The following is a 15048-nucleotide window of genomic DNA, read 5'->3' on the forward strand; positions in this document are numbered from 1 at the left end:
TGAGATGCTGAGATGCTGAGATGCTGAGATGCTGAGATGCTGGTAATACCCAGCGTGCCCGGAAAAAATCTGCCTGAATCCCTGAATCCCTGAATCCCTGAATCCCTGAATCCTGTCGTTATCAGACGTCACAATACGTGCATTGCAGGTTATGTTGATTTCAATGATAAAGGGGGAGGCAAAAAAGAGTCAGGGCAGGGGGAGGGGAAGATGAAGAAACCAGCCAGCACTGCTCCCTGTCAGATAACAGGAAGCAATGTCTGGCCGGGTTCAGTCAGCGGATTATTCGCACAGCTCGTTCCAGTAACTGAAGCGGATATGCCGTTTCAGTGTGAAAAAAAAAGCCGGTTGCATACTGTCCTCCTCGGTTAACGGTGGGCACTGTCACGACGTGGACGAACCGCCACATCGGTAATCTGCGTATCCTCAGTAGCATTCACCACCAGTCGCACTGCGGCAGCCACTGATTCTGGCGTGCTGTAGGCGAGTGGGTCGATGGCAGCGAAGTCGCCGGCACGTTCGCGGCTGGTGCGATTCATCGGGGTATCCGTTGGGCCCGGAGAAACCGTTGAGACCCGAACGCCGTATTGACTCTCTTCCGTGCGCAGCGCATGAGCCAGCGCATTGAGAGCAAATTTACTGGCGGAATAGACGGCATGTCCGGCAAGTGCCAGCGTGCCTGAACCGGAATTAATGAAGATAACCTGGCCCTGCTGCTGACGCAGGGCAGGTAATGCCAGGCGTGTCAGCTCGGCTGGCGCAAAAAGGTTGATGGCGAACTGTTTCTGCCACAATGCAGGGGTTGCCTGTTCAACGGTGAGCCGTTCGGAAATCGCGGCTGAGTGTATCAGGACATCCAACGCGGGCAGGCGAGAAACAAATTTTTGGACTGCCTCGTTATCCAGCAAATCCAGACTGACCGCTTCCACGTGTTCATACTGTTCCAGTGCGGCCAGTGCAGAGGCTGAACGGCCAACCGCATACACCAGATGACTCACCGCCAGTTCTCTGACTATCGCCAGCCCTATACCACTGGTGCCGCCAGTCACGACAGCAACAGGACGCTGAAGGGGTTGATTCACAGGTTTCTCCTCTTGATGGAATCCTCCGACGTTACCACCCATGCAAAATACAGACGAACGACATATTCTGCTTAGCATTACCAGCGGGCGGCATTACTCCTGGTAGCCATTAATGAGGAAAGGCGGCCAGCAGGGCATCAATGGCGTAGCGCAGTCGCTGTGGCATCGCCGGCGTTTTCAGCCATACCGCATAGATCGGCAGGCTGCTGCCCCGGCTCTGCGGCAGGATCTCAACCAGCCGCCCGTCGCGTATATCGTCATTCACCAGCCAGTGCGGCAATTGGGCAATACCCTGTCCTGCTTTACAGGCAGCATACACGGCACTCATGGTACTGAGACGCAGCCGTTCAGCGGGCGGCCAGTGCAGTAGTTCATCTTGCTGATTCTTCAGTAACCACGGCTGAGAACGCTCCTGTTCGAGTAGCGTCAGGTGCGGGTAAGCGCTGAGGTCATCCAGATTGTTTATCTGCGGAACCTGACCTACCAGAGCCGGAGAGGCGCACAGTAGCAACGGCTGTGACCCCAGATGACGCGCCGTCAAATCGGCATGCCGGCCCGGATCGCCAATACGGATCGCCAGGTCGACGCCTTCAGCCGCGAGGTCAATACGTTGGGTGGAGAACTGCATATCCAGTGCCAGTGAATTCCAGCGCTGTGTCAGCGGCAACAACACCGGTAGCACCCATTTCTCACCAAACAGGGGAGGGGCACTCACCCGCAACCGCCCGGTCGGTTCACGGGCATGCAGTGCCAGGCGATTCTCTGCCGCATCGAGGCTGGACAAAATCTGCAGACAGTCTTCATAGAAACGCTGACCTTCGCTGGTGAGGGAAAGTGAACGCGTAGTGCGCTGAAACAGTTTGACCTGTAAACGGGATTCCAGCCGGGCGACAGCCTTACCGACGGTAGAACGGGACTGGCCAAGCTGTTCAGCCGCCAGGCTGAAGCCACCCGCCTGGGCGGCCTGAACGAAGGCACGGATACTGTTAAGTCTGTCGCTGTTAATCATACGCACACCTGACTGGCGATATTAATTCGTCAGTATGGCGAAATAATCGCGTAAATGAAGACATTAAATCGTGTCACGCTGGTGGCATTCTGATTTGAGGCATCTTTTGCTATGACAAACCCGTCACAGTTGTTCCGTTTACAGGCCGGTATCTGCCTGGCCAGTTTTCTCGGTTGCATTGATTTCACCATCGTCAACACCGCGCTGCCTGCGCTGCAGCGGCAGTTTTCCGTGGGTGTGGATGCAGTCCAGTGGGCGATGACCCTGTTTGTCATGGCGCTCTGTTGCTGCATGGTTCTCACCGCCCGCCTCGCCGAGCATTTCGGACAGCGGCAGGTGCTGTATACCGGCATAATCGGATTTGGTCTGGCGTCGCTGGGTGCCGGACTGTCATCCGATCTGGCGATACTTAATCTCTTTCGTCTGTTGCAGGGGGCAGGCTGTGCCGTGCTGTATACCGCGACAGCCGCGATCCTGGTGGAGGTGATGCCGGCATCACAGCGGGGCAGGGCGCTGGGACTGCTGTTTGCGGCCAACGGCGTGGGCCTCGCGCTGGGGCCGGTGGCAGGAGGGCTGCTGGTCAGTCAGTTTGGCTGGCGTTCCATCTTTCTGTTGAATGTGCCCTTTATTCTGCTCAGCTTTGCGCTTTGCGTCGGCAATATCCCGGGGCATTCCGTGCGTCGTCACCTGCGGCTGGATTACCCCGGCTGGTTGCTGATGGTAAGTGGACTGGTGCCGTTGCTGCTCTGGGCAAGTTTTGTCGCGCGCTGGGGCTGGCTGAGTCTGCCTTCACTGGTGACGCTGGGCATCGCTATCCTGTTGCTGGCCGCTTTTGTGCGGGTGGAACGGCGCACGCAACAGCCGCTGATCGATTTCAGCGTGCTGCGGGAGAAGACATTTCGCCGGGCTTGTGGATTATCCGTATTGCTGGCGATTTTTTACTGTGTGGCATTTATGTTGATGCCATTCAGGCTGATTGAGCTTTATGCATTAAATGACGCGCAGCTTGGTCTGATGCTGTTGCCAGTTACGCTGGTGATGGCGCTGGTTTCTCCGCTGGCAGGCAGGCTGGGCGATCGCCTCGGGCCCTGGCCGATTATGGCAAGCGGATTCACGCTGCTGGCGGCATCCGCACTGTTGCAGAGCACTTTCAGCAGCACGCAGTCGGTGTATTGGGTGATAACGGCTTTTGTTCTGATGGGTATGGGATGGGGCGCGATCCTTGGGCCTTCTGTTGCCGCTGCACTGGGCGCATTGACACCGTCACAGCACGGGCAGGGGATCGGGATCTCATGGACGCTGCATAACCTGGGGGGGGCGCTGGGCCTCGCAGTGGCGACGCGTCTGTATCAGGCGGGCGGGGCGGTTCAGGGCTATCAATGGGTCATGTGGCTGCTGGCGGTACTGTCTGTGATGGGGATGATAACGGCGGCAATCTCAATACGCCGCGCCAGCCCTGCATCCGCTGGCGCGGGGGGATAGTTAACCCGTGACGGTTTTTGCCGCAAAACGCTTACGCAGTTTTTGTAGCTTAGGTGGGATCACCGCCAGGCAGTAACGATTTTCCTGGCCTTCACCTGCCCAGTAATCCTGGTGATAGTCTTCGGCCGGATACCAGGTGGCATCGGCTTCGATGGTGGTTACCACCGGATCAGTGTGCTCAGCCTGCGCACGAGCGATGGCCGCTTTGGCTTCTTCTGCCTGGCTGGCGCTGTTCGGGAAAATAGCCGAACGGTACTGGGTACCTATATCGTTGCCCTGGCGGTTCAACTGAGTGGGATCGTGCGTGGCGAAGCTGATATCCAGCAGGTCGCCATAGCTGACTTTTTCCGGGTCAAAGGCAATGCGGATCGCTTCCGCATGTCCGGTATCGCCATTGCAGACCAGTTTATATGTCGGATTCTCGGTATGACCGCCAATGTAACCGCTCTCCAGTGACTCCACGCCGTTAATCTGTTTAAACACCGCTTCGGTACACCAGAAGCAGCCTCCGGCGAGGGTTGCGTATTCTGTCGCCATCTGACACTCCTTCAGGAACATTCCTGCTGTTGGGCTGTTGATATAAGAATCACCTTAGCGTGTTACCTCGCAAGGTCAATGCGTTTTTCGCTCAGGCCGCACAGTCGCTGATATCGCGATCAACCCAGGTCATCCCCCAAGGGGTAGAAACAGGATGTTATGAAAAAGATACTGTTCATAACGTTTTTCCTTAGTTTATTTTGGAATGTCCTATAACCGTTGGTTATTGGCTGGCGGCGTTCTAAGCGAAGAAAATAACACTAACTTATAACGTATTGATTTATGTCAATACCTTATTAAAAAAGGTGTCTTTTGAACATGTCGCTTACCCCGCTGCTGGCGCAGACCATTTTCAGCCTCCATCCTGGCGAACCTGAACGTAGCAATGCCCGTGACGGGGTAACGGATTATTTCGCCTGTCTGTTTCCTGTACTGCATGGCAGCGTTATCGACAGCGGACTGGATGCGATCTTCCGCGTTTACCCGGCTGAGCATTCCGTCGAGAATCTTGCCTTACAGCTCGGCTATATGAGCCACTCGCTGGATTTCGATGATTATCATGCGAACTTTCGCGGTCATCCCACCACGGTCGTGCTCTCCACGCTGCTGGCACTGAGCAAAGAGAGAGGAACGGTCAGCGTAGACGGGTTCCTCGATGCCTATATTGTCGGCGTTGAGCTGGCTGGCCGCCTGGGAAAAGCCATCGGTACGCGTCACTATTCCGCAGGATTCCACAGCACCGCCACCCTGGGCACGATTGCCGCTGCGGGAGCTGCCTGCCGTCTGCTGGCGCTCAGCCAGGAAGAAACCCAGGTTGCCCTCGGTCTGGCGGCAACGCAGGCATCGGGGCTGCGCAGCCAGTTCGGTTCAGCCGCCAAACCCCTGCACGCCGGGCTGGCCGCACGCAGTGCCGTTAACAGCGCACTGCTGGCGCAGGCCGGGTTCCGTGCGCAGAGCAACGGTGTACTGGAAAGCTTCCTGCAGGCGCTGGGTTTTGGTGTGGAACAACCGCAGGCCTTGCTCAGCGGCTGGGGTCAGCCGTGGCGCATCGTGGAACCGGGTCTGGAGTTTAAACGTTATCCGACCTGCGGCGGCACTCACAGCGCCGCCGAAGCAGCGTTTGTCCTGCGCGAACAGCGGCTTGCTGCCGGGCAGGACGCCAGCCCGGACGACATCGAACGTATTGAGGTCAGTTTCCCGCCAGGCGCAGATACAGCCCCCAATATTATTGCGCCAAAAAACGGCGTGGAAGCGCGCTTCAGTCTTGAATACGTCATCGCCGATGCATTGATTAACGGCAGCGTAGCGCTGGAACACTACAGCGAAGCCCCGGTGAAATCGGCTATCGCGGCACTGGCCGCGCGGGTGACACGTCAGCCAGACCTGACGGCACCGGCCGATGAACTGGACCCGGATCGGCGTTTTCACCGCGTCACGCTGTGGTTGCGCGATGGCAGTACCCTGAGCCACTGCGTCACCCGTCGCACCACGGCCGCCGCTTATACCGATGTGCAGGCCAAATTACAGCGCAGTCTTGCCGCACTGCCTGCACCCCAGGCGCAGAGCATCATTAACGATGCCCGTCTGCCGGATGCTGCTGCATTACACCGTCTTATTTTTCTGATTAGCCAATAACGAAAAGGATCTCCCATGTCTGTGCAAAAAACGTCGTCACGTCAGCTGCGCCTTGGTCTGTTTGTTCAGGCGCTGGGCCACCATGTGGGCGGCTGGCGTGCGGAAGGTGCCAGCGGTTCACCCACTGATGTTGACTGGTTTACCTGGATCGCCAAAAAGGGTGAAGAGGGTAAGTTTGATATGTTCTTCGTCGGCGATGCGCTGGCCACCAGCGTACATCGTCTGCCGTCTACCATGTCCCGTCTGGAACCTCTGACGCTGCTTTCTGCGCTGGCCGTGCAGACGCAACACATTGGCCTTGCAGCCACGGCTTCAACCACTTTTGACCAGCCGTTTCACCTCGCGCGTGCGCTCTCCTCGGTGGATCACATCAGCCGGGGTCGCGGCGCGTGGAACGTGGTGACCTCGTTTTCTATTGATGCTGCGCGTAACTTCAGCCGTGAAGATCTGCCATCCCATGCGGAACGCTATGATATGGCACGCGAATTTCTCGATGTCACTTTCAAGCTGTGGAACGGCTGGGAAGAGGGCGCTATCGTGCGTGAAAAAGAGAGCGGCCGTTACTCCGACGAAGCGAAAATCCATGCCGCTAATCACAACGGCAAGTACTTCCAGGTGCAGGGACCGCTGAATATTGCCCGTTCGCCGCAGGGGCGCCCGGTGATCATTGAGGCCGGTTCTTCCCCGGCAGGCCAGAGGCTGGCCGCGGAAACCGCCGAAGTGGTGTTTACTGCCGCCGCCTCGCTGGAAGAGGGCCAGGCTTTTTACCGCAGCCAGAAACAGTTTGTACGTGAGGCCGGGCGTCATCCTGACCATCTGCTGATCCTGCCGGGCGTGATGCCGATTGTGGGTCGTACCCGCGCAGAAGCGCAGGAAACCTGGAACCAGCTGAATGAGCTGGTCGACATCGATAACGGTATTGAGCAACTGTCAGCGCGCTTTGGTGTGGATATGACCGCTTACCCGCTGGACGGTCCGGTACCGGAAATTGGCGGTACGGAAGGGGGGCAGAGCCGTGTGAAGCTGCTGACTGAGCTGGCCGCACGCGAGAACCTGACTCTGCGCCAGCTGGCTGCCGTGGCCGCGGGCTCCCGTGGACACCGCGTGATCGTCGGAACGGCGCAGGATATCGCCGATGATTTCCAGCTGTGGCTGGAGCAGGAAGGGGCCGATGGCTTCAACATTATGCCTGCCGTGCTGCCAAACCAGCTGGAACTGTTTGTTGAGCTGGTGGTGCCTGAGTTACAGCGCCGTGGCCTGTTCCGTACCGAATACCAGTACCGCACCCTGCGTGAAAACCTCGGGTTGCCGCCGTTTGATGAAAATTTTGCCGCCGTCCCCGCGCTGGCGACTGAGAAGGAATAACTGATGAAACTTTCTGCCCTGACCGCTGCTCTGCTGGCCCTGGCGCCGCTCACTTCTGCACTGGCGGCTGACCAGGACGTGGCGTTTACCGCCAGCGTCAAACCGAAGGCTGATGCAACGTTACATGCCCAGCTGCCGGAAGATATCCTGAAAAAAGGGTATCTCGTGGCGGGTACCAACCCGAATACGCCGCCCACCACCTTCTACCAGGCGGATAACAAGACCCTCGCGGGACGCGAAATTGATATCGTCAGTGCGGTGGCCGACCGTCTGGGGATTGCCGTGCACTGGCGTGATACCGGCGGGTTCGACAATATCATTCCGGGTCTGAAATCCGGTCGTTACGATCTGGCCGCCTCGAATATTGATGCCAACAAAAAGCGCCTGCAGCAGGTGGATTTTGTCGGTTATTACAATGCATCGAAGCTGGCGCTGATCTCGCGTAAAGACGCTGAACTGGGGCCGTTTAACACCTTTGCTGAACTGTGCGGTAAAACCGTTGGCGCTGGAGCGGGCACTTCACAGATCACCCGTCTGCAGACCGCCAGCGATGCCTGCATCGCCGATAAAAAACCGGCTATCACCATTCCTGTCTTCCCGGATCGTCCGGCAGGCGTACAGGCAGTGATGAGTGGCCGTGTACCGATGTTCTTCGGGCCGTATGAAGGCCTGCGCTATCAGGCTAGCCAGGTGAAAGCACTGGCGCTGGCGGGTGAGATCACTATCGAAGATACCATTGTGTCGATGGCGTTGCCGAAAGGCTCACCGCTGGAGAAGCCAATTCAGGCGGCGCTGAACTCGCTGATCAAAGATGGTACTTACCAGCAGATCCTCGATAAATGGGAAATCGGCTTCGGCGCGGTGAAAACCGCCGGTCTGAATGAAGAGATCGCGAAATGAGTCAGCGGCCTGACGACCCCGGCGCCGGGCTGCGTATTGTCGGGCATCGTCACTACGGGCGCTGGTTCAGCGCGCTGATCGTGCTGCTGCTGGTGGCGCTGATGGGCTCGTCTGTGGTCAGCAACCCGCGTTTTGAATGGGACGTGGTGGCGCAGAACCTGACGGAAGCCTCGATCCTCAATGGCGTGATGATGACTCTCAAACTGACGGTGATCTCCGTGCTGTTCGGGTTTGCCGGGGGCACGCTGCTGGCGCTGATGCGTCTGTCGGCCAACCCGGTGCTGGTGGGAGTCAGCTGGGCGTATACCTGGTTTTTCCGCGCAGTACCGATGCTGGTGCAGCTGTTCCTCTGGTACAACATTGCCGCGCTCTATCCAAAGCTGACGCTCTCTCTGCCGTATCTGGGCACGCTGTGGAGCGCCAGCACCAACGAAGTCATCAGCCCGTTCAGTGCGGCGGTGATTGCGCTGGTGATGCACCAGTCTGCTTATGCGGCTGAAATCATCCGCGCCGGGATCCAGAGTGTCAATCCGGGCCAGCTGGAAGCCGCTAAAGCGCTGGGCTATCGACCTGGTCAGATTTTTCGCCAGACCGTGCTGCCGCAGGCAATGCGTACCATTTTGCCTCCGGCCGGTAATGAGGTGATCGGTCAGTTGAAAACCACCGCGGTTGTATCGGTGATTGCGCTGCAGGATGTGCTCTATTCGGCGCAGATTATCTATCAGCGCACCTATGAAGTGATCCCGCTGCTGCTGGTGGCGACCGCCTGGTATCTGCTGATGACGTCGGTGCTGTCGGTGGGGCAGCATTATGTGGAAGTGTGGTTCAGCCGGGGAAATGCGCCGGTGAAAAAACGCTGGTTCCGCAAAGCTGCTGAACAACAGGAGGCGCAGTCATGAGTGAACCGATCCGCCTGCGCGGCATTCACAAGCAGTTCTCAGGGAAAACGGTGCTGCGGGATATCAATATGGATATTGCTGCCGGATCGGTGACGGTGATCCTCGGGCCGTCCGGTTCGGGTAAATCGACGCTGCTGCGCTGCATTAACCATCTTGAGAAACTGGATGCCGGGACGATTCATGTTGGTGAGTCGCTGGTGGGCTACCGCCGCCGGGGGCAGCATCTGGTGGAGTTACCAGAAAAGCTCGTCGCCGTACAGCGCCAGCGCATCGGGATGGTGTTCCAGCAGTTTAACCTGTTCCCGCACCGCACCGTGCTGCAAAATATCAGCGATGCCCCGTTGCGTATCCGCCGCGAGAAACGCTCTGTGGTGGAAGCGCGTGCGCTGAAACTGCTTGAGCAGGTCGGGCTGGCGCATCGCGCCCAGGCCTGGCCACGCGAGTTATCCGGTGGTCAGCAGCAGCGTGTGGCGATTGCCCGCGCGCTGGCGATGGAGCCGGAAGTGATGCTGTTTGATGAACCGACCTCAGCGCTGGACCCGGAGCTGGTGGGCGAGGTGTTACAGGTGATGAAACAGCTGGCGCATTCCGGTATCACGATGGTGGTGGTGACCCATGAAATCGGCTTTGCCCGCGAGGTCGCCGATAATATCGTGTTTATGGATAATGGCCAGGTGGTGGAAAGCGGTGATGCCCGTACTTTGCTGGATAACCCGCAGCACCCGCGCCTGCGCGAGTTTCTGGCCAGCGTTTTGTAATGCCATTCTGCCTCCTCCCGGAGGCAGAAGTTTTGCCTCTGTTACCTAGCTTAACAACCCCGCCGCGACATTCACTGACAACCCCAGAATCGCCAGATTAAACACAAACGAGATCACCGACTGGAGCAGGGCAATCTGGCGCATATCGGTGGTGCCTGTTGCCACATCGGCGGTTTGCGAAGCGACGGCGATGGTGAAAGAGAAATAGAGGAAATCCCAGTATCCCGGTTCGTCGGGCTTTTCCGGGAAGATCATCGGCGTAACGTCCGGCGTGCGATGCAGATAGTGGTGATGGGCGTAATGCATGGCAAAGGCGGTGGGAAGCAGCGCCCAGGAGAGGATCAGTGTGCTGGCCGTCAGCAGCAGATGGAGAATGCGCGGAGTTCCGCTGAGATCTTTCAGCGACGTCAGTTCCATCAGGATAGCCAGAATGCTGATCAGACAGGCGAGTGTGACCAGACTTAGCACCAGCCGGGCACTTTCATCCTGGGTTTTGGCGATACGGGGAATATCTTTCGCCGCAGTGCGCAGCATCAGACCCCACAGGAAAACCAGATACAGTAGGGCCAGTACGTTCCAGCCGATCAGCAGCCGTTGCAGGATGCCCAGTGAAGTCGGCAGGGCGACGAAACAGACAAGCCCGGCTGCAATGGATATCAGCAACCGGAGGCGGGCGTGGAGGTAATGGTGCAGGGAAAGACGCATGGTGTCAGCTGTTTTTCACAAGAGAAGGATAACCTTAACTGTAACTGATAACGTCCTTGCGAGCCGTTCTTATCCGAACTAGAATCAGGTCCTGAACAACGGGGCTTCCGACATGACAAAAAAAACAGCGCATCATCAAATTACTAAAACTCAAATCTATCGTGCTGTTGCCAGTTCAACTGCGATTGAAACAGGTGTGTCCGTGCAAAAAATCGAGCAGCAGCTCAAACTCAATCTGGCTCAGGCAAAAGCCGTTGGCCTCGCCCGTTAGTCTGGCACAATGTCGCCGACCAGTTGCAGCATAGGGCGGTAATTACCGGATATTCCTGCCTGGATAGCCTTAAAATAAAACGTCTTATGTTCGTCCCACAGACTGTAATCCAGTAACCCTCTTCCCGCCCGGACTGCCAGCGCATCACACAACAGCCGTGATAAACGTCCGTTGCCCTCCCGGAAGGGATGGATCAAAATGAATTCCACATGACTTTCAGCCAGATAGCGAACCAGCTCCGTGCGGGATAAGGAATTCAGCTCGCCAGAATTGACAAGAAATTGTCTTTCGAAATTATCAATAAGAAGCGGAACCCTGCTGGCTGCGGCAAACTGGAACCCGTCTTTCGCCAGGTTAGCGTTACGCAGTCTCCCTGCCCAGTCGTACACATTACCCAGCCACTGACGATGCCATTCGCGGATAACGGCAAAAGTGAGCGTTGCGGGAGGCTGAGAACCGATAAACAGATGTTCATACAGCATCAGTAGCAAGCCAGACTCCAGAGCCTCCATATCTTCTGCATCGGTGATCCCTCGTTTATTTGCTAATACCCGATCACCGGAACCGGGCTGATACCGCTCTTCTGCGGAATGAAGCACATATTTTGACAAGCACTGACCTCCGCCCAAATATCCTCATGACCAGGGCGATCATAGTGTGTTGTGCGGATATCATTCAACGCCTAATGTTGAGTCAAGTTTCGGATGGCTGAAAAACAGATCCGCTGATTGGGCCAAAAAATTAATTTACGCCATCTGCTCCTGCTGCCACGGGTAGCGACCGGTACCCGGAACGGCGGTCATCAGTTGCCGGGTATACGGATGGCGCGGGGCCTTCCACAGCGCCGTGCGCTCGGCACTCTCGACGATTTTCCCCTGCTGCATCACCATCACCCGGTCGGCAATATATCGGACCACCGCCAGGTCGTGCGAAATAAACAGATAGGACAGCGACATCTCGTGTTTCAGCGCCACCAGCAGATTGAGGATCTGGGCCTGCACTGAGACATCCAGCGCGGAAACCGCTTCATCACAGATCACCAGCTCAGGTTCTACAATCAACGCACGGGCAATGCCGATACGCTGACGCTGGCCGCCGGAAAACTCGTGGGGATAGCGCTGCACACTGTTCTGCGCCAGGCCAACGCGATCGAGCATGGTGCGGATTTTTTTATCGCGCAGGCGTGCATCCTTAATGCCTTTTACCCGCAGCACGCTGTCGAGAATCGCCCCAACGCTGCGGCGGGGATTCAGTGAACCGTAAGGATCCTGAAAAATCATCTGAACCTTGTCACGCAGCGGCTGCAACTGTGTATTGTTTTGCTGGCTGATATCCACCCCTGCCAGCAGGATCTCGCCTTCAGCTGGCTTCAGCAGCCGCAGCAGCGTGCGCGACAGGGTGGATTTTCCGCACCCGGATTCACCCACCAGGCCGAGGGTTTCCCCCGGCGAAAGATCAAAACTGACGTCATCCACCGCGCGTATGCGTTCACCCTGCTGAACATAGTCGGTACTGAGATGGCGTACCGATAACAGCGGGGCGGCGTGGGGATCCCGCGGGGCAAACTCCAGTACCGGTGGCGTAAACAGGCTGAAAGCCGTCTGCGATGTGGCATCAGGCTGCTGGCGGATCTCCGTCAGGCGCTGCTGCGGATAGTGCAGGCTGTCCTGATGGTGTAACGAACTGGCGATCAGCCCGCGGGTATAAGGATGTTGTGGGTCGGCAAACAGGCGGTCGCAGACCGCTTCTTCCACTTTTTCTCCCCGCACCATCACCGCCACCCGGTCGGCGCGCTCCGCTACCAGCCCGAGATCGTGCGTAATCAACAGGACGCCCATCGATAGCTGCTGGCGCAGGTTATCCAGCAGTTCGAGGATCTGCTGCTGTACCGTGACGTCCAGCGCGGTAGTAGGTTCATCGGCAATCAGTAACCGGGGTTCGCAGGCCACCGCCATTGCAATCATCACGCGCTGCCGCTGCCCGCCGGAGAGCTGGTGGGCGTAGCTGTCGATACGCTGATGAGGGGAGGGGATGCGCACCAGATCCAGCAGTTCAATGGCCCGGCGTCGTGCGGCTGCCCGGCTCAGCGGCTGATGAATGGTCAGTGCCTCAATCAGCTGACTGCCGAGAGTATGAACCGGATGCAGCGAGGTCATCGGTTCCTGGAAAATCATGGCGATCTGGCTGCCACGTAGGGCGCGTAACTGCTGTGGCGTGCGCGTAAGCAAATCTACGCCATCGAACAGAATGCGCCCCTGACGGCGGGCCTGCGGTGGCAGCAGACCCGGGATCGCCAGCGCGGTCGTCGATTTCCCACAACCGGATTCACCCACCAGCGCCAGCAACTCCCGCGAGCGCAGCGTCAGGTCCAGCTGGTGCACCGCACGGTGGCCGGGGAAATCAATACTCAGTTGTTCAATTTTCAGTAACGGATTCATGGGTGCTGCCTCAGTCGTGGATTGAGCGCATCATTCAGCGCATCGCCCAGCAGATTCAGGGAGAGAACCGCCAGCACCAGCGCCAGGCCAGGAACCGCAGTCAGATACCAGTCGGTGCGCAGCATCTCGCGACCGCTGCCAATCATCGATCCCCAACTGATCTGATTAGGGTCGCCAAGGCCGAGAAAGGCCAGCGCGGACTCCATTAAAATGGCATTCGCCACCATGACCGAAGCGGTCACAATCAGCGAGGGCAGCGTGGCGGGCAACATCTCCTGCACCATAATGCGCAGCGACGAGAACCCCTGAGTGCGTGCGGCAAGAATAAACTCAGCTTCACGCAGTACGCGAAATTCGGCACGCACCAGTCTGGCGACGGTCGGCCAGGAGGTGAAGCCAATCGCCAGGGCAATCAGCGTCACCGAGGGCGTGGTAATGGCGACGGCAATTACAACCAGCAGAAACGCCGGCATGGTCTGAAACAGGGTCGTCAGCCGCAGCAACGCACTGTCGATGGCGCCGCCATACCAGCCGCTCAGGCCACCCACCACCACACCCACCACCAGGCTGACCAGCGCGGCGCTCAGGCCAATAGTCAGTGACACTCGCGATCCGTGGAAAATACCGGCGGCCAGATCGCGGCCCATCGCATCGCTGCCCAGCAGCCACTGAGATTCCGCACCGGGCCACAACAGCGGCGTGGTTACCATATCCAGCGGGTCACCGGGATAAAAGACGTCAGCGCCAAGCGCCATAATAACAATCAGCAACAACAGGATAAGACCGGTTACGCCAGCGGGATTTCGCAACAGCTGGCGCAGCGCCCGCCGACGGGGAGAAGCATGTAATACCAGTTCCGGGTTCAATAACGTCATCATCAGGCCTTAATGCGCGGGTCGAGGGCCGCGTGCAGTAAATCAACCAACAGGTTGGTGACAATCACCAGCAAGGAGGAAAACAGCAGGATCCCCAGCAGCACGTTAAAATCGCGTGCCATCACCGCATCCAGCGCCAGTCGCCCCAGCCCCGGCCAGGAAAAGACGGTTTCCACCACTGCCGCGCCGCTCAGCAGCGTGGCCATATGCATGCCTGCAACGGTAGTGACCGGGATCAGGGCGGTACGCAGGATATGACGCAACGCGACCCGCAGCGGGTGAACCCCTTTGGCATGGGCGGTGCGGATATAGTCTTGGTGGGTGATCTCCAGCATGGTGGCACGCGTCAGGCGGGCGTAGATGGCGATAAAGAAGCTGGCGAGCGCGAGCACCGGCAGCACGGCATGGCGCAGGCGGTCGGTCAGCGCGGCCAGCCCGTGCAGATCGGCGCCCAACGTCAGGTTACCGCCGCTCGGCAGCCAGCCCAGCCTGACGGAAAAAAGCACCAGCAGCATCAGGCCGATCCAGAATCCGGGTAGTGAATAGAGCAGCAACACCAGCAGTGAAATCACCCGATCCCCCCAGCGGTTAACATTAATCGCCATCAAAGCACCGAGCAGCAGCCCAAAGAACACCGCCAGCGCCTGGGCGGCCAGCATCAGAAACAATGTATTGGGTAAGCGGGAGAGGATCAGCTCCGTCACCGGAGTATTAAAACGCGGTGAGAACCCGAGATTAAAGTGGGCGATATTGTTCAGCCAGTGCAGGAACTGCTGCCACGAGGACTGGTCCAGCCCGTACTGCTGGCGCAGCAGAGTCAGCGTGGCCTCGCTGGCACCGCCTGATTCCCCGGCCATCACATCGGCGGCATCGCCGGGCACGAACTGCAGCACGATAAACATGATCACCAGAATGCCAAGAACCGTCGGAATGGCATGCCACAGCGTGCGCAGCAGAGTAAGAGAGAGACGTTTCCAGACATTCATAACCATCGGTTTCCGCTTCAGAAAATTTTGCATCAGCGAGAGAAACTAGCAGACCTGCAGGTGACGAATTAATGCTTTTTCTGCCGAAGTAAAGCAGGAAAACGAA

15 protein-coding genes are annotated in these 15048 nt (G+C 57.8%); 7 read left to right on the forward strand and 8 right to left on the reverse strand.

Translation table 11 applies throughout. From position 1 onward, the window contains the following. Positions 1 to 368: 368 nt before the first annotated feature. Both FVB43_RS04765 and FVB43_RS04770 read right to left on the reverse strand, forming a co-directional pair. The gene (locus FVB43_RS04765; protein WP_242462105.1) at positions 369 to 1082 is read right to left on the reverse strand and encodes an SDR family oxidoreductase; all 714 of its coding nucleotides are present in this window, start codon (positions 1080 to 1082) and stop codon (positions 369 to 371) included. A 109-nt stretch (positions 1083 to 1191) separates the two neighbouring features. Next, the gene (locus FVB43_RS04770; RefSeq protein WP_159338424.1) at positions 1192 to 2091 is read right to left on the reverse strand and encodes a LysR family transcriptional regulator; all 900 of its coding nucleotides are present in this window, start codon (positions 2089 to 2091) and stop codon (positions 1192 to 1194) included. Positions 2092 to 2202: 111 nt separating this feature from the next. Between FVB43_RS04770 and FVB43_RS04775 the strand changes: the two genes are divergently transcribed. Beyond that, positions 2203 to 3573, forward strand: coding sequence for a DHA2 family efflux MFS transporter permease subunit (locus tag FVB43_RS04775; RefSeq protein WP_167863467.1), 1371 nt, complete (start codon positions 2203 to 2205; stop codon positions 3571 to 3573). Here the strand turns inward: FVB43_RS04775 and msrA are convergent, their stop codons facing one another. After that, entirely contained in the window at positions 3574 to 4110 is a 537-nt protein-coding gene (msrA, locus tag FVB43_RS04780) for a peptide-methionine (S)-S-oxide reductase MsrA (protein WP_133846730.1), read from the reverse strand. Positions 4111 to 4428: 318 nt separating this feature from the next. Between msrA and FVB43_RS04785 the strand changes: the two genes are divergently transcribed. Genes FVB43_RS04785 through FVB43_RS04805 form a run of 5 tightly spaced genes read left to right on the forward strand, consistent with a single transcriptional unit; the run spans position 4429 to position 9667 of the window. Continuing rightward, positions 4429 to 5745: an MmgE/PrpD family protein gene (locus FVB43_RS04785; protein WP_167863468.1), complete on the forward strand. Its 1317-nt coding sequence runs from the start codon at positions 4429 to 4431 to the stop codon at positions 5743 to 5745. Positions 5746 to 5760: 15 nt separating this feature from the next. Continuing rightward, a complete protein-coding gene (locus FVB43_RS04790) occupies positions 5761 to 7110 on the forward strand; it encodes an LLM class flavin-dependent oxidoreductase (protein ID WP_167863469.1) in 1350 nt (449 codons plus the stop codon). Positions 7111 to 7113: 3 nt separating this feature from the next. Then, entirely contained in the window at positions 7114 to 8010 is an 897-nt protein-coding gene (locus FVB43_RS04795; RefSeq protein ID WP_167863470.1) for an ABC transporter substrate-binding protein, read from the forward strand. After that, positions 8007 to 8909 (forward strand): amino acid ABC transporter permease, encoded by a 903-nt coding sequence (locus FVB43_RS04800; protein WP_167863471.1) that lies wholly within the window; start codon positions 8007 to 8009, stop codon positions 8907 to 8909. Before FVB43_RS04795 ends, FVB43_RS04800 begins: the two co-directional genes overlap by 4 nt. Then, the gene (locus FVB43_RS04805) at positions 8906 to 9667 is read left to right on the forward strand and encodes an amino acid ABC transporter ATP-binding protein (RefSeq protein WP_167863472.1); all 762 of its coding nucleotides are present in this window, start codon (positions 8906 to 8908) and stop codon (positions 9665 to 9667) included. The genes FVB43_RS04800 and FVB43_RS04805 overlap by 4 nt, the downstream gene beginning before the upstream one ends. Before the next feature lie 45 nt (positions 9668 to 9712). Here FVB43_RS04805 and FVB43_RS04810 read toward each other — a convergent pair whose 3' ends face one another. Beyond that, complete coding sequence (locus FVB43_RS04810) at positions 9713 to 10372, reverse strand: DUF1345 domain-containing protein (protein ID WP_167863473.1); 660 nt, start codon at positions 10370 to 10372, stop codon at positions 9713 to 9715. Between the two features lie 112 nt (positions 10373 to 10484). On the opposite strand from FVB43_RS04810, the gene FVB43_RS04815 reads away from it, so the two are divergent. Continuing rightward, a complete protein-coding gene (locus tag FVB43_RS04815) occupies positions 10485 to 10643 on the forward strand; it encodes a hypothetical protein (RefSeq protein ID WP_167863474.1) in 159 nt (52 codons plus the stop codon). Here FVB43_RS04815 and FVB43_RS04820 read toward each other — a convergent pair. The 4 genes from FVB43_RS04820 to FVB43_RS04835 form a co-directional block, all read right to left on the reverse strand. Continuing rightward, positions 10640 to 11254: a Fic/DOC family protein gene (locus FVB43_RS04820; protein WP_167863475.1), complete on the reverse strand. Its 615-nt coding sequence runs from the start codon at positions 11252 to 11254 to the stop codon at positions 10640 to 10642. The genes FVB43_RS04815 and FVB43_RS04820 overlap by 4 nt on opposite strands. A gap of 135 nt (positions 11255 to 11389) precedes the next feature. Beyond that, entirely contained in the window at positions 11390 to 13081 is a 1692-nt protein-coding gene (locus FVB43_RS04825; RefSeq protein WP_167863476.1) for an ABC transporter ATP-binding protein, read from the reverse strand. Further along, a complete protein-coding gene (locus FVB43_RS04830; RefSeq protein ID WP_422718014.1) occupies positions 13078 to 13959 on the reverse strand; it encodes an ABC transporter permease in 882 nt (293 codons plus the stop codon). The genes FVB43_RS04825 and FVB43_RS04830 overlap by 4 nt, the downstream gene beginning before the upstream one ends. Further along, complete coding sequence (locus FVB43_RS04835; protein WP_167863477.1) at positions 13959 to 14942, reverse strand: ABC transporter permease; 984 nt, start codon at positions 14940 to 14942, stop codon at positions 13959 to 13961. Before FVB43_RS04835 ends, FVB43_RS04830 begins: the two co-directional genes overlap by 1 nt. Between the last annotated feature and the right edge of the window lie 106 nt (positions 14943 to 15048).

The sequence above is a fragment of the Erwinia rhapontici genome, assembly GCF_012271765.1.
Taxonomy (GTDB): domain Bacteria; phylum Pseudomonadota; class Gammaproteobacteria; order Enterobacterales; family Enterobacteriaceae; genus Erwinia; species Erwinia rhapontici.

Excerpts from the sequence above, each read along its gene's own strand:
- FVB43_RS04770 (WP_159338424.1), bottom strand. The coding sequence starts at position 2,091 with ATGATTAACAGCGACAGACTTAACAGTATCCGTGCCTTCGTTCAGGCC.
- FVB43_RS04775 (WP_167863467.1), top strand. The coding sequence starts at position 2,203 with ATGACAAACCCGTCACAGTTGTTCCGTTTACAGGCCGGTATCTGCCTG.
- msrA (WP_133846730.1), bottom strand. The coding sequence starts at position 4,110 with ATGGCGACAGAATACGCAACCCTCGCCGGAGGCTGCTTCTGGTGTACC.
- FVB43_RS04785 (WP_167863468.1), top strand. The coding sequence starts at position 4,429 with ATGTCGCTTACCCCGCTGCTGGCGCAGACCATTTTCAGCCTCCATCCT.
- FVB43_RS04790 (WP_167863469.1), top strand. The coding sequence starts at position 5,761 with ATGTCTGTGCAAAAAACGTCGTCACGTCAGCTGCGCCTTGGTCTGTTT.
- FVB43_RS04795 (WP_167863470.1), top strand. The coding sequence starts at position 7,114 with ATGAAACTTTCTGCCCTGACCGCTGCTCTGCTGGCCCTGGCGCCGCTC.
- FVB43_RS04800 (WP_167863471.1), top strand. The coding sequence starts at position 8,007 with ATGAGTCAGCGGCCTGACGACCCCGGCGCCGGGCTGCGTATTGTCGGG.
- FVB43_RS04805 (WP_167863472.1), top strand. The coding sequence starts at position 8,906 with ATGAGTGAACCGATCCGCCTGCGCGGCATTCACAAGCAGTTCTCAGGG.
- FVB43_RS04810 (WP_167863473.1), bottom strand. The coding sequence starts at position 10,372 with ATGCGTCTTTCCCTGCACCATTACCTCCACGCCCGCCTCCGGTTGCTG.
- FVB43_RS04815 (WP_167863474.1), top strand. The coding sequence starts at position 10,485 with ATGACAAAAAAAACAGCGCATCATCAAATTACTAAAACTCAAATCTAT.
- FVB43_RS04825 (WP_167863476.1), bottom strand. The coding sequence starts at position 13,081 with ATGAATCCGTTACTGAAAATTGAACAACTGAGTATTGATTTCCCCGGC.
- FVB43_RS04830 (WP_422718014.1), bottom strand. The coding sequence starts at position 13,959 with ATGATGACGTTATTGAACCCGGAACTGGTATTACATGCTTCTCCCCGT.
- FVB43_RS04835 (WP_167863477.1), bottom strand. The coding sequence starts at position 14,942 with ATGAATGTCTGGAAACGTCTCTCTCTTACTCTGCTGCGCACGCTGTGG.